The 14,376-nt window shown below is 67.1% G+C and carries 15 protein-coding genes, 1 tRNA gene and 1 pseudogene; 7 read left to right on the top strand and 10 right to left on the bottom strand.

The annotated features are described in order from the left end of the window. A pseudogene (locus FV220_RS26485) lies at window positions 1-192 on the bottom strand (GTP cyclohydrolase I FolE); the annotation flags it as partial. 231 nt (window positions 193-423) lie between these two features. Between FV220_RS26485 and FV220_RS10260 the strand changes: the two are divergent. The 3 genes from FV220_RS10260 to FV220_RS10250 are packed head-to-tail and all read left to right on the top strand — an operon-like array spanning window position 424 to window position 1,697. After that, entirely contained in the window at window positions 424-867 is a 444-nt protein-coding gene (locus FV220_RS10260; protein ID WP_027173118.1) for an iron-sulfur cluster assembly scaffold protein, read from the top strand. A gap of 4 nt (window positions 868-871) precedes the next feature. After that, window positions 872-1,204 carry a membrane protein insertion efficiency factor YidD gene (gene yidD, locus FV220_RS10255; protein ID WP_147831174.1) on the top strand — a complete coding sequence of 111 codons (333 nt, stop codon included), beginning with the start codon at window positions 872-874 and terminating at the stop codon, window positions 1,202-1,204. Between the two features lie 40 nt (window positions 1,205-1,244). Further along, entirely contained in the window at window positions 1,245-1,697 is a 453-nt protein-coding gene (locus FV220_RS10250; protein ID WP_147831172.1) for an OsmC family protein, read from the top strand. Here the strand turns inward: FV220_RS10250 and FV220_RS10245 are convergent. Continuing rightward, window positions 1,684-3,045 (bottom strand): 2-hydroxycarboxylate transporter family protein, encoded by a 1,362-nt coding sequence (locus FV220_RS10245; protein WP_147831170.1) that lies wholly within the window; start codon window positions 3,043-3,045, stop codon window positions 1,684-1,686. The genes FV220_RS10250 and FV220_RS10245 overlap by 14 nt on opposite strands. A 350-nt stretch (window positions 3,046-3,395) precedes the next feature. Between FV220_RS10245 and thrS the strand changes: the two genes are divergently transcribed. Beyond that, window positions 3,396-5,423, top strand: coding sequence for a threonine--tRNA ligase (gene thrS, locus FV220_RS10240; RefSeq protein WP_147831168.1), 2,028 nt, complete (start codon window positions 3,396-3,398; stop codon window positions 5,421-5,423). A gap of 295 nt (window positions 5,424-5,718) precedes the next feature. Here thrS and FV220_RS10230 read toward each other — a convergent pair whose 3' ends face one another. From FV220_RS10230 to FV220_RS10200, 6 genes are all read right to left on the bottom strand, one after another. After that, window positions 5,719-6,840, bottom strand: a complete 1,122-nt coding sequence (locus FV220_RS10230; protein WP_056142544.1) for a branched-chain amino acid ABC transporter substrate-binding protein — start codon at window positions 6,838-6,840, stop codon at window positions 5,719-5,721. A gap of 76 nt (window positions 6,841-6,916) precedes the next feature. Beyond that, window positions 6,917-7,273, bottom strand: coding sequence for a DUF6867 family protein (locus FV220_RS10225; protein WP_018044027.1), 357 nt, complete (start codon window positions 7,271-7,273; stop codon window positions 6,917-6,919). Window positions 7,274-7,487: 214 nt separating this feature from the next. Further along, window positions 7,488-8,258 carry an ABC transporter ATP-binding protein gene (locus tag FV220_RS10215; RefSeq protein ID WP_056250224.1) on the bottom strand — a complete coding sequence of 257 codons (771 nt, stop codon included), beginning with the start codon at window positions 8,256-8,258 and terminating at the stop codon, window positions 7,488-7,490. After that, on the bottom strand, window positions 8,255-9,067 hold the full coding sequence (locus tag FV220_RS10210; RefSeq protein WP_051074405.1) for an ABC transporter ATP-binding protein: 813 nt from the start codon (window positions 9,065-9,067) through the stop codon (window positions 8,255-8,257). Before FV220_RS10210 ends, FV220_RS10215 begins: the two co-directional genes overlap by 4 nt. Before the next feature lie 104 nt (window positions 9,068-9,171). After that, window positions 9,172-10,500: a high-affinity branched-chain amino acid ABC transporter permease LivM gene (gene livM / locus FV220_RS10205; RefSeq protein WP_147831183.1), complete on the bottom strand. Its 1,329-nt coding sequence runs from the start codon at window positions 10,498-10,500 to the stop codon at window positions 9,172-9,174. A gap of 25 nt (window positions 10,501-10,525) precedes the next feature. After that, on the bottom strand, window positions 10,526-11,443 hold the full coding sequence (locus FV220_RS10200) for a branched-chain amino acid ABC transporter permease (RefSeq protein ID WP_056142360.1): 918 nt from the start codon (window positions 11,441-11,443) through the stop codon (window positions 10,526-10,528). 314 nt (window positions 11,444-11,757) lie between these two features. Between FV220_RS10200 and FV220_RS10195 the strand changes: the two genes are divergently transcribed. The 3 genes from FV220_RS10195 to FV220_RS10185 all read left to right on the top strand — a co-directional run bounded on the left by FV220_RS10195 (window position 11,758) and on the right by FV220_RS10185 (window position 13,570). Next, on the top strand, window positions 11,758-12,384 hold the full coding sequence (locus FV220_RS10195) for an acyl-homoserine-lactone synthase (RefSeq protein WP_018044022.1): 627 nt from the start codon (window positions 11,758-11,760) through the stop codon (window positions 12,382-12,384). 120 nt (window positions 12,385-12,504) lie between these two features. Continuing rightward, window positions 12,505-12,654 (top strand): hypothetical protein, encoded by a 150-nt coding sequence (locus tag FV220_RS10190; RefSeq protein ID WP_244474465.1) that lies wholly within the window; start codon window positions 12,505-12,507, stop codon window positions 12,652-12,654. 283 nt (window positions 12,655-12,937) lie between these two features. Then, entirely contained in the window at window positions 12,938-13,570 is a 633-nt protein-coding gene (locus FV220_RS10185) for a PRC-barrel domain-containing protein (protein ID WP_056142354.1), read from the top strand. A gap of 269 nt (window positions 13,571-13,839) precedes the next feature. On the opposite strand, the gene FV220_RS10180 is transcribed toward FV220_RS10185, so the two are convergent. Further along, a tRNA-Leu gene (locus FV220_RS10180) sits at window positions 13,840-13,924 on the bottom strand. 115 nt (window positions 13,925-14,039) lie between these two features. Continuing rightward, window positions 14,040-14,345: a FliM/FliN family flagellar motor switch protein gene (locus FV220_RS10175; RefSeq protein ID WP_018044018.1), complete on the bottom strand. Its 306-nt coding sequence runs from the start codon at window positions 14,343-14,345 to the stop codon at window positions 14,040-14,042. Window positions 14,346-14,376: the final 31 nt, after the last annotated feature.

The raw sequence follows: 14,376 nt of genomic DNA, 5'->3' as shown, positions 1-14,376 counted from the left end.
GGCCTCCACGGGGCGGGAATTGTCGTTGCGCATCCCGTTCAGGGGCGCGGGCACAGCCTTGGCAGTCGGGTCCATTCCCTGATGATCCGTCTCGGTCAGCCGGTAGGAAAGGGATTTGAGCGCGGCATCCATGGCATCTCCCGCACGGGCGACACGTGCGTTCATCGTCGAACTATCTGGTTTTGCGTACATCGTCGAACCATCTCGGTCGCGTTTTCAGCCGCGTTGCCGCAGGCCGGCGCCCGAACGATGAGAATTTCCTTGGCCGTGGGCGCGACCCTGGTCGACGAACCGCCTCCTCGCGAAACGGTACGCTGGCGCCTATATCGTCGTTATCGCGCCGCCGCGCAATGCGGGGAATGCGGATCAGACCATCGTGATCGGAAGCCGGCTCGCTGCCGACGCCCCGACGGGACCTCGCATATGCTCGACGATATCTACAACCGCCGCATTCTCGAACTCGCCGCCGACATCCCCCGTCTCGGCCGGCTCGACGCACCGGATGCCAGCGCCACCGCCCATTCCAAGCTCTGCGGCTCCACCGTCACCGTCGATCTCTCGGTCAAGGACGGCACGGTGACGGACTTCGCCCATGAGGTGAAGGCCTGCGCCCTAGGCCAGGCGTCATCCTCGCTCATGGCCCGCCACGTGGTCGGCGCAAAGGCGGACGAGTTGCGGGAGGTGCGCGACACGGTGCGGCGCATGCTCAAGGAGAACGGGCCGGCACCGCAGGGCGAGTGGGCCGACCTCGCCGTTCTCGAGCCGGTGCGGGACTTCAAGGCGCGCCACGCCTCGACCCTCCTCACCTTCGATGCCGTGGTGAATGCCCTCGATCAGGTCGCCGCCAAGGCTCAGGCCGCCGAATAGAGCCATGGTCCGCCGCGCGGCCCATTGGGCGATCCGGGGCTACCAGCTCACCCTGTCGGGCCTGATCGGCCGGCAATGCCGGCACTGGCCGTCCTGTTCGGACTACACCGACGAGGCGATCCGCCGGTACGGATTGTGGCCGGGCGGCTGGATCGGGTTCTCGCGCATCTGCCGCTGCGGCCCGTTCGGCACGCATGGCATCGACATCGTGCCCGAGACCCTGCCGCCGCGCTCGGCCTGGTACGCCCCCTGGACCTATGGGCGCTGGCGCGGAGTGAACGCGCCGCCATCGCCGTTTGCGTGCGAGGCGGTGGAAGACGAGCGCGCGGGAGGGTAGCGTTGCCCCATCACCGGCGATGCGACGGAAGAAACACTGCATGTCGACCCATATCGCGGATGTCGCCTGGGCCCTGAAGCCCGGGGAGGATTTCGCCGCCGGGCGTTACGGCCGGGGGCACACAGTGACGTTCGCCGGCACCGCATCGGAGCACGTGGTCGGGAAATGGGCCGCTCGCGAGGCCGTCGACCCGGAGGAGATGCTGGTCGCGGCGCTGTCGAGCTGCCACATGCTGACCTTCCTCCATCTCGCGCGCCTCGCCGGATTCGGCGTCACCGCCTATCGGGACCATGTCGAGGGCGTGCTGGAGGAGACGAGGCCCGGACGTCGTGCGGTGACGCGGGTCACGCTCCGCCCGGACATCGACTGGGCCGGCACCGCCCCGGATCCGGAACGGATCGCGGCGCTCCACGAGGCCGCGCATGAGGAGTGCTTCATCGCGAATTCGGTGAGGACGGAGGTCGTCGTGGCCGCTCCCCTCAGCCCCCGCTGACCCAGCGCATCACCACCAGCGTCCCCGTCACCGTCAGCGCGCCGCCGATGCGGGTGGCGATCTGGGCGAAGGGCATCAACGCCATGCGGTTGGCGGCGGTGAGGATCGCCACGTCCCCGGTGCCGCCCTGGCCGCTGTGGCAGGCATTCACGATGGCGGTCTCGATCGGGTACATGCCGAGGCGGCGTCCCACCAGGAAGCCGGTGGCCATCAGCGTCACCACCGTCGAGACGATGGTGATGAGGTTCGCCAGCGTGAACGCCGCCACCAGCTTGTCCCAGGGGGTCATCGACACGCCGATCGCGAAGAGCAGCGGATAGGTCATGCTGATCTGGACGAACTTGTAGGCGACGAAGCCGCCGGCCTGGAGGCGTGGCGAGACGGCGCTGGCGAGCTTGGCGAGCACGGCGAGGAACAGCATCGCCACGGGAGCGGGGAGCCCGGTGAGGTGGTGCATCATCACGCCGAGGAGGTAGAGCGTCACGGCGGTGAGCGCGGCCGCTCCCACCGTCGCCGCATCCACGGGCGCGTCCTCGACCTTGGCGGCGGTGACGTCGTTGTCCCGGTCCGGCTGCAGGCGGCCCTCGCCGGTGAGATGCGGCATCCGCTTGCCCACGGCATTGAGGGTGCCGGCCAGCACGATCGCCGTCAGGCTGCCGAGCATGACGGGAGGCAGAACCTGCGCGAACACGTCGCCCTGGCCCTGGCCGAGGATGGCGGCGTAGCCGATGGAGAGCGGGATCGCCCCTTCGCCGACGCCGCCGGCCATGATCGGCACGACGATGAAGAAGAAGGTGTGATAGGCGCCGAGGCCGAGCAGGGTGCCAACCAGCGTGCCCACGCAGGCCGCCGCCACGGAGCCGGCCGCCAGGGGCACGAAAATCTTGAGGAAGCCCTTGATCAGCACCTCGCGGTCCATGCCCAGTATGCTGCCGACGATGATCGTGGCGATATACAGGTAGAGGAAGTTGGTGAACTTGGTGAAATCCGTGATCGCCTTCACCAGCGGCGTCGGGATCAACATGTAATAGACCAGGGCCGAGGGGATGAAGGTCGCGAAGATCGCGCCTGCCCCGATATTCTTCAGGACCGGCAGCCGCTTGCCGATCTCGGCGCAGGTGAAGCCGCCGAGCGCCAGCACCGCGATCATCGTCGGCGCATCGGGCTTGATCTCGCCCTCCGAGGTCAGGACGGCGAGGAGGGCGACGAGGATGAGATAGACCGGCAGGGGAATGATGCCGATCTTGACATCGACGATCCGCCACCAGCCCTGCGGCCAGAACCGGCGCGCGGGCGTATCCGCCGCCGGGACGGGCTCGGCGGCAGCGGCGGAAGCTGGATTCGCCATCGATACTCTCCCTTCGGCCGGTCGCCTTTCGGGCCGGCCTGCTTGATCGGACCTTCTCGGCGAACCGGCACGAGCATCCGCCCGCTGCCGGCCATCCCGGTTCCGTGATGCGTGAATGGGCGGATGGGGCCGGAAGCTTGTCAATCGCAGCTTGTATCAACCGACCCGGATCGTCTCGGAAGTGCGTTCACGTCCGCGAGAGCCCGTAAAAGGCCGGTCGATGGCCCGCGCGGATTTCTTCCTCCTGCGAAACGGTCTAAACCGCGCCCCTCGCGCCGAGCGCGCGCCATCCGAACACCAGCCGCTTACCTGCCTCGTTCGCAGGAGTGAGCGCAAGGAGACCCGATCCGATGCCCATCCTGACATTCCCAGACGGCAACACCCGCAGCTACGACGCCGCGGTGACCGGCCGTACCGTGGTCGAGGGCATCGCCAAGAGCCTCGCCAAGCGCACCGTGGCGATGGCCCTCGACGGGCGGGTCCGCGATCTCGACGACCTGATCGATTCGGACGTGCGCATCGAGTTCCTCGACCGCGCCGACCCGCGCAGCCTGGAACTGATCCGGCACGATTGCGCCCACGTCCTGGCGGAGGCCGTGCAATCCCTGTGGCCGGAGACCCAGGTCACCATCGGCCCGGTGATCGAGAATGGGTTCTACTACGATTTCGCCCGCGACCAGCCGTTCACCCCCGAGGACTTCCCCAAGATCGAGGCGAAGATGCGCGAGCTCATCGCCCGCGACGCCCCCTTCACCAAGGAGGTGTGGAAGCGCGACGACGTGCGGGCGCTGTTCGAGTCGAAAGCCGAACGGTACAAGGTCGAGCTCGTCGACGCGATCCCACCCGGCGAGGACCTGAACATCTATCGCCAGGGGGAGTGGTTCGACCTCTGCCGCGGCCCGCACATGACCTCCACGGGCAAGGTCGGCACCGCCTTCAAGCTGATGAAGGTGGCAGGCGCCTATTGGCGCGGCGATTCCAACAACCCGATGCTGACCCGCATCTACGGCACCGCCTGGGCCACGAAGGAAGACCTCGACGCCTATCTCCACCGGCTCGAGGAGGCCGAGCGCCGCGACCACCGGCGCCTGGGCCGCGAGATGGACCTGTTCCACTTCCAGGAGGAGGGGCCGGGCGTCGTGTTCTGGCACGCCAAGGGCTGGACCATCTTCCAGGAGCTCATCGCCTACATGCGCCGGCGCCTGAAGGGCGATTACGCCGAGGTGAACGCGCCGCAGATCCTCGACAAGTCGCTCTGGGAGACCTCCGGCCACTGGGACTGGTACCGGGAGAACATGTTCGCCGCGCAAAGTGCGGGCGACGAGGCTGAGGACAAGCGCTGGTTCGCGCTCAAACCCATGAACTGCCCCGGCCATGTGATGATCTTCAAGCACGGCCTGAAATCCTACCGCGACCTGCCCCTGCGCATGGCCGAGTTCGGCATCGTCCACCGCTACGAGGCCTCGGGCGCCATGCACGGCCTGATGCGCGTGCGCGGGTTCACCCAGGACGATGCCCACGTCTTCTGCACCGAGGACCAACTCGCCGACGAATGCCTCAAGATCAACGACCTGATCCTCTCGACCTATAGCGATTTCGGCTTCGGCGACATCGTGGTGAAGCTCTCGACCCGGCCCGAGAAGCGGGTCGGTTCGGATGCCCTGTGGGACCATGCCGAGGAGGTGATGACCCGCGTCCTGGCGCAGATCGAGGAGCAGTCGGGCGGCCGGATCAAGACCGAGATCAGCCCGGGCGAGGGCGCCTTCTACGGGCCGAAATTCGAATACGTGCTCCGCGACGCCATCGGCCGCGATTGGCAATGCGGCACGACCCAGGTGGATTTCAACCTGCCGGAGCGCTTCGGGGCGTTCTACGTCGATGCCGACAGCCAGAAGAAGGCTCCGGTCATGGTCCACCGGGCGATCTGCGGCTCGCTGGAGCGTTTCACCGGCATCCTGATCGAGCATTTCGCCGGCCATTTCCCGCTCTGGCTCGCGCCGGTTCAGGTGGTGGTGGCGACGATCACGCAAGATGCCGACGGCTACGCCCGCGAGGTGGTGGCCGCGCTCAACCGCGCCGGGCTCCGGGTCGAGTCGGACCTGCGCAACGAGAAGATCAATTACAAGGTCCGCGAGCATTCCCTGGCCAAGGTGCCGGTCATGCTCGTGGTCGGCCGCAAGGAAGGCGAGGAGCGCACCGTCTCGATCCGCCGGCTGGGCAGCCAGCAGACCCGCACCGCCGCCCTCGACACGGCTCTGGCCGACCTCCTCGCGGAAGCGACCTCACCGGACATCCGCCGGGCGCAGGCCGTGAACGAGAGCGTGCCCAGCGCCGACGTGGCGCTCGACGGCCAGCACGGGGAAAGCCCGACGCCTTGAGGCAGTCTCGGTGAGCACTGCCTTTCCCCGCATGCGGGGAGAGGCGGAAGACTATGCCCTACGGGTTCTGTTCCGAAAGGCCGGCGCGCACTCCATCTCCCCGCACGCGGGGAGATGGAAGCGACGCCCCTGTCGTCAGCGCGGCGAGGCGGCAGCCGACGGTGAGGGGGCTTGGCTGGAGGAGCCATACCCGGAGTCACCCCCTCACCCTCGCCCTGACGGGCTCACTTCGCCTCCCGACAAGGGGAGGACGAAGTCCTCTCCCCGCCCGGCGGGGAGAGGGGTAAGCGTAGTTCTACGGGACCTCGTTGCCGGCGTAGTTGATGGCGCCGTCGGCGCCCTTCTTCCACATGTACATGACGTAGTCGGGCCGGGTGATGTCGCCCTTCTTGTCGTAGGAGATGTCGCCGATCACGGTGTCGAACGGCTTGCCCTGCTGCATGTAGGTGGCGATCTTCTGCCCGTCGCTCGACTTCGTCGCCTCCATCGCCTGTTTCAGGATCTGCACGGCGGCGTAGGAATAGAGCGTGTAGCCCTCGGGATCGAAGTTCATGGCCTTGAAGGAGTCGATGGTGGCCTTGGCCTTCGGGTTCTTGCGGGCGTCGGGCGAGAAGGTCATCAGGGTGCCGTCCGAACCGGGACCGCCGACCTGAGAGAATTCCCGGTCGGCGATGCCGTCGCCACCCATGAGCGGGGCGGCGAGGCCCTGGTCACGCATCTGGCGGATCAGGAGCCCGGCCTCGGTGTAGAGACCGCCGAAATAGACCACGTCGATGCCGGCCTGCTTCAGCTTCGAGACGAGGGAGGAGAAGTCCTTCTCGCCGGGGTTGATGCCCTCGAAGATAACGTTGGTGCCGCCCTTGGCCTTGAGCGCCTTCAGGGTCTCGTCGGCCAGCCCGCGTCCGTAGGGGGTCTTGTCATGGACGAAGGCGATCTTCTTGCCCTTGAACTTGTCGGCGAGGTAGGCGCCCGCCACCGCGCCCTGCTGGTCGTCGCGACCGCAGGTGCGGAACGTGTTCCAGTTGCCGCGCTCGGTATACTTGATCGCCGTCGAGGCGGGGCTGATCTCGATGATGCCGGCTTCCTGCAGCACGTCGGAGACCGGGATCGAGACGCCGGAATTGAACGCGCCGACCACGGCCTTCACGCCCTCGGAAGCGAACTTGTTGGCCACCGACACGCCCTGCTTGGGATCGGAGGCGTCATCGCCCACGGTCATGACGAGCTTCTCGCCGTTGACGCCGCCGGCCTTGTTGATATCGGCGATCGCCTGGGTCGCGCCGGTCTTGATCTGCGCGCCGAAGGCCGCGTTGGGGCCGGTGACCGGGACGACCACGCCGATCTTGATCTCGGCCTGCGCGGCACCCGCCAGCATCAGCGCACCCAGCGCCACGCTCATCGCCATCAGTGTCTTCATGGTCATTTCCCCTCGATCAGCGCGGCGGATTGAACGTGTCCCGCTTGGCGCATGGTTGCACGAAGATGTGTCGGGCTCACGTCCCTTGCCGGTCCCGCCAGGATAGCGGGCCGGTGCGCTCGTAGAGCCAGCGATACTGGGTGGTCATCTGCCGGGTGCGGGTGACCCGGTAGCCGAGCGCGCCGATGGCGAGGATCACCACCGCGTCGAGGGCGTAGCCGGCCGGCGAGAGCAGCGTACCCGAGAACAGGGCGTAATGCAGGAAGCGCGAGACCGCAGCGATGGCGAGCCCTGCCAGCACGCACTGCCAGAACGGACGCCATCCCCTGGCGAAGCTGCTGCCCGCCATCCAGGCAGCGCCCCCTCCCATCGCCAGCGTGACGAGGAGGAAGATGCCGAGATTGGGCGTGTCGAGGGACAGGGTCTCGGTCATGATGCCTTGCCTAACGAGAAGCGCGCGACCGGTCGGCGCCAACCGATGATCCCGTCCGCCGGCCTCATCCTGAGGTGCCGCAGCGAAGCGGAGGCCTCGAAGGAGCCCTCCAGATGCCTCGTTGCTCGATGGAGGCCTCCTTCGAGGCCCGCTGGCGCGGGCACCTCAGGATGAGGGCGCGGGTGGGATTCCCGTTCCACGCCTGCCAACCCGCTCAATGCTGGCCCCCTTCGAGATAGGCTGCCTTCACCTGCGGGTTGTCGAGGAGCTCGCGGCCCGTGCCGCTCATCGTCACCGCGCCCGTCACCATGACGTAGCCGCGATGGGCCAGCTTGAGGGCGTGATAGGCGTTCTGCTCGACGATGAAGACGGTGAGCCCCTCGCGCTCGTTGAGCTCGCGAACGGCCGAGAAGATCTGCTTGACGATGAGCGGGGCGAGGCCGAGCGACGGCTCGTCGAGCATCAGGAGCTTCGGGCGGCTCATCAGGGCGCGGGCGATGGCGAGCATCTGCTGCTCACCGCCGGACATGGTGCCGCCGCGCTGGTCGAGCCGCTCCTTCAGGCGCGGGAACAGGACGCACATGCGCTCGAGATCCTCGGCGAAATAGCGCCCGCCATGCAGGGCCGCGCCCATCTGCAGGTTCTCGCGCACGCTCATGCGGGAGAAGATGCGCCGCCCCTCCGGCGACTGGGCGATGTTGAGGCGCGCGATCTCGTGGGTCGCCATGCGGGTGATGTCGCGGCCCGCATAGGTGATGCTGCCGGTCCGTGCCTGCGGCTGGCCGAAGATCGTCATCATCAGGGTCGACTTGCCGGCCCCGTTGGCGCCGATCAGGGCGACGATCTCGCCCTCGTTCACGTGCAGATCGACGCCCTTCAGGGCCTGGATGCTGCCATAATAGGCAGAGACGCCGCGCACATCGAGGAGCGGCGCCTGAAGCGCGCGGGTCTCCTCCACGAGGACGTTGATGCCGGCGACACTCATGCTTGCGTTCCCGTCAGGCCGACCTCGGCCTCCACCGCCGCCACCTCCTCGTCGTCGACGCCCAGATAGGCGGCGATGACGCGGGTATCGGTACGGATGTCGTCGGGCGTGCCGTCGGCGATCTTGGTGCCGTAATCGAGCACGACGATCCGGTCGGAGATCTGCATCACCACCGACATGTCGTGTTCGATGAGGAGGACGGAGGTGTCGTACTCGTCCCGGATCAGCCGCAGCAGGGTGTTCAGCTCCGAGGATTCGCGCGGGTTGAGGCCGGCGGCGGGCTCGTCGAGGCAGAGCAGCACCGGATCGGTGCACATGGCCCTGGCGATTTCGAGCCGGCGCTGATCGCCGTAGGGCAGGTCGCCGGCGGCATCGTCGGCCCGCGCCGTGAGACCGATCCGGTCGAGCCAGGCGGCGGCCTTCTCGATTCCCGCCTTCTCCGCGCTGCGATAGGCCGGCAGGCCGAGAATGCCGAGGATCGAGAAACCCGAGGCGCGCATCAGCGGCTTGTGCATGGCCACCAGCAGGTTCTCCAGCACGGTCATGCGCGGGAACAGGCGGATGTTCTGGAAGGTGCGGGCGACGCGGGCGAGCCGGTTCACGTCATGGCCGGGCAGGCGCTCGAGGAGGTAGGTCTCCCCGCCCTTCTGCACTAGGCGGATCATGCCCTCGCTCGGCTTGTAGAAGCCCGTGATGCAGTTGAAGACCGTGGTCTTGCCCGCGCCGTTGGGGCCGATCAGGGCCGTGATGTCGCCGCGCCCGACCTTGAACGAGAGGTCGTTGACGGCGGTGAGGCCGCCGAACCGCATGGTCAGGTGGTCGACGATCAGCACCGGATCGGCGGGGCCGCCGGGAATGGCGGCGGGGGGCTCGTCCTGCACCGTCGCGAGCCGGTTGATGCCTGTGGCGAGGGTCATCGGCCGCGCTCCGCGATGGTGACGGAGGGCGTTCGCTCGGAGATGAGGCCGCGCGGGCGGAACACCATCATCGCCACCATGGCGAGGCCGAACAGGAGCAGGCGGTACTCGTTGGGATCGAACCCCTCGCCGAACACGGCCTTGAGGAAGCCGAGATTGCGCAGGAGTTCGGGGCCGCCGATCATGACGATGGCGGCGATGGCGACGCCGATCTGGCTGCCCATGCCGCCAAGCACGACGATGGCCAGGATGATGGCGCTCTCCAGGAAGTTGAAGCTCTCCGGCGAGACGAAGGCCTGCCGCACGGCGAAGAACGATCCGGCGAAGCCCGCGAACATCGCCCCCAGGGCGAAGGCGGTGAGCTTGGTGATGGTGGTGTCGATGCCGAGCGAGCGGCAGGCGATCTCGTCCTCGCGCAGCGCTTCCCAGGCCCGCCCGAGGGGCAGGCGCCGCATGCGCAGGGTCACGAGGTTGGTGACGAGCGCCAGGACCAGGATCAGGTAATACAGGAAGACCAGCCGGTGCATGGCGTTGAAGCTGAGCCCGAACGTGGCGGCGAACCCGTTCTCACCCGCAGTGAAGGGCAGGCCGAAGAAGCTGACGCGCGGGATCGAGGAAATGCCGGCCGCGCCCCCCGAGAAGTCCGTCCAGTTGATGAGGACGAGGCGGATGATCTCGCCGAAGGCCAGGGTCACGATGGCGAGGTAATCGCCCCGGAGCCTGAGGACGGGAAAGCCCAGCAGCACGCCGAAGGCGGCGGCGAACAGGCCGGCCAAGGGCAGGCAGATCCAGAAGGACAGGCCGAACACCGTGGAGAGCAGGGCGTAGGAATAGGCCCCCACCGCGTAGAAGGCGACGTAGCCGAGGTCGAGCAGGCCCGCGAGGCCGACCACGATGTTGAGCCCCCATCCGAGCATGACGTAGGTCAGGATCAGGATGCCGAGATCGATCCAGTAGCGGCCCTCGCCGAGGGACCCGGTGAGGAGGCTGGCGAGGAGCGGCAGGGTGAGGGCGACCACGAGGGTGATGGGCGCGAGGATCGCGGCGAGGCGGCTCGCCCCTTCCACCACCGGCGCACGGGCGGCCCGCCGCCGCGCCCGCCCGGTGAGGTAGAGCTGCTGCACGAGGCGCAGGACGAAGATGGCGGCGCAGAGGGCGAAGACGGTGCCCCAGCGGCTGGTGATGACGAGGCCGATGCCCTGGCCGAGATCGGTGCGGTAGCTGACGATGGGCACGCACAGGCCCAGCGTCACCAGGGCGAACAGCCCGGCATCCTTGATCAGGCCGGGCAGGAGAGAGGCCTCGGCGCGGGCGGTCGCGGCGATGGGGGTGGTCGAACCGGATGCCACGTCAGACCTTCTCCACTTCGGGCCGGCCGAGGATGCCCGAAGGCTTGAAGATGAGCACGACGATGAGGATCAAGAAAGCGGCCACATCCTTGTACTCGATGGAGAAATAGGCCGACCAGAAGGTCTCGATCAGCCCGATGATGATCCCGCCTATCACGGCGCCGGGAAGCGAGCCGATGCCGCCGAGCACAGCGGCCGTGAAGGCCTTCACGCCGGGCACGAACCCGTCCGAGAACGAGACCACGCCGTAATAGAGCAGGTAGAGCGTGCCCGCGACGGCGGCCAGGGCGGCGCCGAGGACGAAGGTCAGGGAGATCGTGCGGTCGACGTTGATGCCGAGCAGCGCCGCCATGCGCCGGTCCTGCTCCACGGCGCGCTGCGCGCGGCCGAAAGGCGTCTTCTGAACGAGGTACCAGAAACCTGCGAGCAGCACGGCCGTGGTGATCATGATGATCGCCTGCTTGTAGGACAGGGTCACCGTGTACTGCTCGTTCTGGTAGAGCACGACCACGTCGCGAACGAGGGGCGGCACCGGCTTGTTGCGGGCGCCCTGCACCACCTGGACGAAGTTCGACAGGAAGATCGACACGCCGATCGCCGAGATCAGCGGTGCGAGGCGGAACGAGCCGCGCAGGGGCCGGTAGGCCACCCGTTCGATCGCCCATCCCCACAGGGCGGTCAGCGCCATGGCGATGACGAGCACGATCAGGAAGACCAGGGCCACCGAGGACAGGCCGAGCCAGGTGGTGAGGATGAGGAACGCGATGAGCGCGATGAAGGCCGAGACCATGAAGACGTCGCCGTGGGCGAAATTCACCATGCCGATGATGCCGAAGACCATCGTGTAGCCGATGGCGATCAGGCCGTAGATCGACCCGAGGGTCAGGCCGTTGATGAATTGCTGGGCGAAGAATTCCATCGATGGGCTTTCGCGAATGGCATGCCAGATGGCCGCCCGGGGCTTTCCCGCGGCGGCCCACCGCCAGGATCGAGCGTGTTCGGCGCGGGCGAGTGTCTGCAAGAACGCTTCGGGGTCAATGCGGAAATCGCCACGGTCCGAAGGGATTGTCAGCCCTCGTCACGGTGCCGTCCCCGGAAAACGACGGCACGAAGAGACGAATACGCTCCGCCAGCACCCTGGCGTGGAGCAACTCGCCATCGACCCTACGGTTTCCCGTAGTACGCAGCGTCGCCCGGCACTGCCAGACATGCTCCGAAGACGGAGAGGCTGGCATGATCCACATCGTTACACCCGCCAACGAGACCATGTATCGCGACGAGATGGAACAGGCTTGGCGCCTGCGCCACGACATCTTCGTGACCGAGAAGGGATGGACGGACCTCGCCAAGCCGGATCGTCGCGAGATCGATCAATTCGATACGCCGCATGCCATCCATTTTCTGGCGATCGAGGAGAGCAGAGTCATCGGCTATAGTCGGCTTCTCCCGACGACACGCCCGCACCTGCTGTCGGACATCATGCCCCAACTGTGCGAAGGCGAACTCCCGCGCGGCAGCGATTGCTGGGAATGGACGCGGCAGGCGGTGGCGCGCTCGCACCGGGCGCGGGGCAAGGCGGTCAACCCGGTCTCCCTCGCTCTCCTCACCGGCATCGTCGAATGGGGAATGCATCACGGCGTGAACCGGCTCGTGCTGCAGATGCCGACGCTTTACCTGCTGCATGTGGTGCAGCTGCATTTCCGCGCCCGCCCGCTCGGCCTGCCCCACGCGATCAGCGGCGAGGACATCATCGCGGCGACCGCCGAATTCGACGAGCGCACCCTGGCGCGCCTGCGCAACGTCAGCGGCAATCCGGATTCGGTGCTCGCGCCGGCTTCCTACGCCTATCTCGCCGCCTGAGCGAAGGCCGCTCGACGACCCATCCAGACCATTTCGAAGAGGGGGCTCTTCGACAAGAGAAGAACAAGGGCTGACATCATGTACGCATCGGTGATCGAGAGAGACGAAAGTCTCGACTCGTTGGCAGGACATTGCATCGCGGCACGGACCATCATCGAGGCTTCGGGCACATCGGTGATGCGCCAATTGATCGACCTCCTTCTCTTCGAGATCGGCGTGGCCATGGCGAAGGCGACGGAGACCGAACAGCAGCCGGCACGCAGCAACTGACGCGGTGGAGGGTACGATCCCGCTCGGATTCGTGCCGTCTTGGTCCCGGCATCTCGAACCTGCCCCTCGAACGAGGCGAGGACTCTGCCGACGGGCGCGGCCTCGCCATCGACATGGGGGACATGCGCACGGGCCCACCGCTCTCCTGGCGGAGCAATACCGACCGCATCCATGCCGGCGAAGGCGAGGGCGCCATCGTCGGGGGCAGGGCAGGGATGAACCAGTATCCGTCCGCGCGTGTTGAGCCCCGGTAGATCGCTCCGGATCGCACGGAAGAACCCACATGCCGACACTAGCCCGCACCCTTGCGCTCATCCTCGCAGTCTCCGCGGCGCCGGCACTCGCGCAGGAGGGACAGGCGGCCGAGGGGCGGCAGGCGGCCAAGCCTGCCTTCCTCACGCAGGCTCCGCTGGGTAGCGTCAAGGTGTCCAGGATCATCGGCCTGCGCGTGGTCGGCCAGGATCACGTCAAGGTCGGTGCGATCGAGGACGTGATGGTGGACGGCAGCGGCCGCGCTCAGGCCGTGGTGATCGATGTCGGCGGCTTCCTCGGGGTCGGTGGCAAGAAGGTCGCGGTGCCCTTCGACCAATTGGTGTGGAACAGCCACGCGAAGGCGGGGCAGGCACCGGACCCCTCCATCGTCAAGCCGAAGGACGCCCCATCCGAGGCCCGGGCGGCCGAGGTGACCCCGGAGACCATGCCCGGCGCAAAGTCCGGCAACGCCGTCCTCAACGCGGAGACCACCGGCGACACCAACCAGGCCACCGGCCCAGCCGGCGCCGCCGTCACGACCGATGCCACGAAGGACCGGGCGACGGTCCAGATCGGAGAGCCGGTCGAGGCAGAGATCCGCCGCACGAAGGCGGAGCTGGAGGCAGCACCGGTCTTCACCTATCCGACGCAGACGGCGCCGTGATGCGTGGTTCGGGAATGGCCGCGACGATGTGGTCCGCTGGTTGAAGCACCCGTTTGAGGCGCAACGGGAAGCCTCCGGTCAGTCACGGCCGGGCGCCATGCGGGTCAGACCGCCCGTAGAATCTCGCGAAGCGCGCCCGACATCATCGGCCCCTAGCCGGGATCGAGGCAGCGCAGCGATATTCAGACCGATTTCGATGTAACGAGCCCGGAGGCACTCGAGCCTTCATCGGGCATCAGACGCTTCGGGGTACATCAACTCGAAAGAGTTGGTGCGGCCAAGAGGACTCGAACCTCCACCCCTTGCAGGACTAGCACCTCAAGCTAGCGCGTCTACCAATTCCGCCATGGCCGCATCGGTACCACCCGTTCCGCCGCGCTCTCCGCCGGAGGGCGGTGCGGGGCGTTTCGTGTGGCGCGGCGCAGCGGATAACAGATCGAATCTGCCACGACAAGCGCCGTCATGCGTCTCAGATGAGATCCACCGGCCCATCGAGGATCTGGACCGCCCCGTCGCCGATGGTCACGCCGGGCGTGCGCACCACTTCCGCCTTGCGGATCAGTTCGGTGATCTCAACCGAAATCCGGTTTCCCGTCACGACGATCTGGCCGCGGGCGATCGGGTGGTCGTTGGCGAGAATCTCGACCATATCGGTTTCCGTGGATTCGAGTTCGATCACGGCGCCGCGTCCCATGCGCAGCAGCATGTGGAGCGGCATGTGGCTGCGCCCGAGCACGACCGAGAGATCGACCTTGAGGTCTTCGAAAACTGCCACGCGCCACGAACTCCATCGGCCCATATCGGGC

Source organism: Methylobacterium sp. WL19 (assembly GCF_008040005.1).
Classification (GTDB): domain Bacteria; phylum Pseudomonadota; class Alphaproteobacteria; order Rhizobiales; family Beijerinckiaceae; genus Methylobacterium; species Methylobacterium bullatum.
The sequence above is the reverse complement of the archived record's forward strand: the minus strand, read 5'-3'. Positions and strand labels throughout refer to the sequence as shown.

Bases quoted from the DNA above. Each gene is read 5' to 3' on its own strand.
- FV220_RS10260 (WP_027173118.1), top strand. From the start codon at position 424: ATGCTCGACGATATCTACAACCGCCGCATTCTCGAACTCGCCGCCGAC.
- yidD (WP_147831174.1), top strand. From the start codon at position 872: ATGGTCCGCCGCGCGGCCCATTGGGCGATCCGGGGCTACCAGCTCACC.
- FV220_RS10250 (WP_147831172.1), top strand. From the start codon at position 1,245: ATGTCGACCCATATCGCGGATGTCGCCTGGGCCCTGAAGCCCGGGGAG.
- FV220_RS10245 (WP_147831170.1), bottom strand. From the start codon at position 3,045: ATGGCGAATCCAGCTTCCGCCGCTGCCGCCGAGCCCGTCCCGGCGGCG.
- thrS (WP_147831168.1), top strand. From the start codon at position 3,396: ATGCCCATCCTGACATTCCCAGACGGCAACACCCGCAGCTACGACGCC.
- FV220_RS10230 (WP_056142544.1), bottom strand. From the start codon at position 6,840: ATGAAGACACTGATGGCGATGAGCGTGGCGCTGGGTGCGCTGATGCTG.
- FV220_RS10225 (WP_018044027.1), bottom strand. From the start codon at position 7,273: ATGACCGAGACCCTGTCCCTCGACACGCCCAATCTCGGCATCTTCCTC.
- FV220_RS10215 (WP_056250224.1), bottom strand. From the start codon at position 8,258: ATGAGTGTCGCCGGCATCAACGTCCTCGTGGAGGAGACCCGCGCGCTT.
- FV220_RS10210 (WP_051074405.1), bottom strand. From the start codon at position 9,067: ATGCGGTTCGGCGGCCTCACCGCCGTCAACGACCTCTCGTTCAAGGTC.
- FV220_RS10200 (WP_056142360.1), bottom strand. From the start codon at position 11,443: ATGGAATTCTTCGCCCAGCAATTCATCAACGGCCTGACCCTCGGGTCG.
- FV220_RS10195 (WP_018044022.1), top strand. From the start codon at position 11,758: ATGATCCACATCGTTACACCCGCCAACGAGACCATGTATCGCGACGAG.
- FV220_RS10185 (WP_056142354.1), top strand. From the start codon at position 12,938: ATGCCGACACTAGCCCGCACCCTTGCGCTCATCCTCGCAGTCTCCGCG.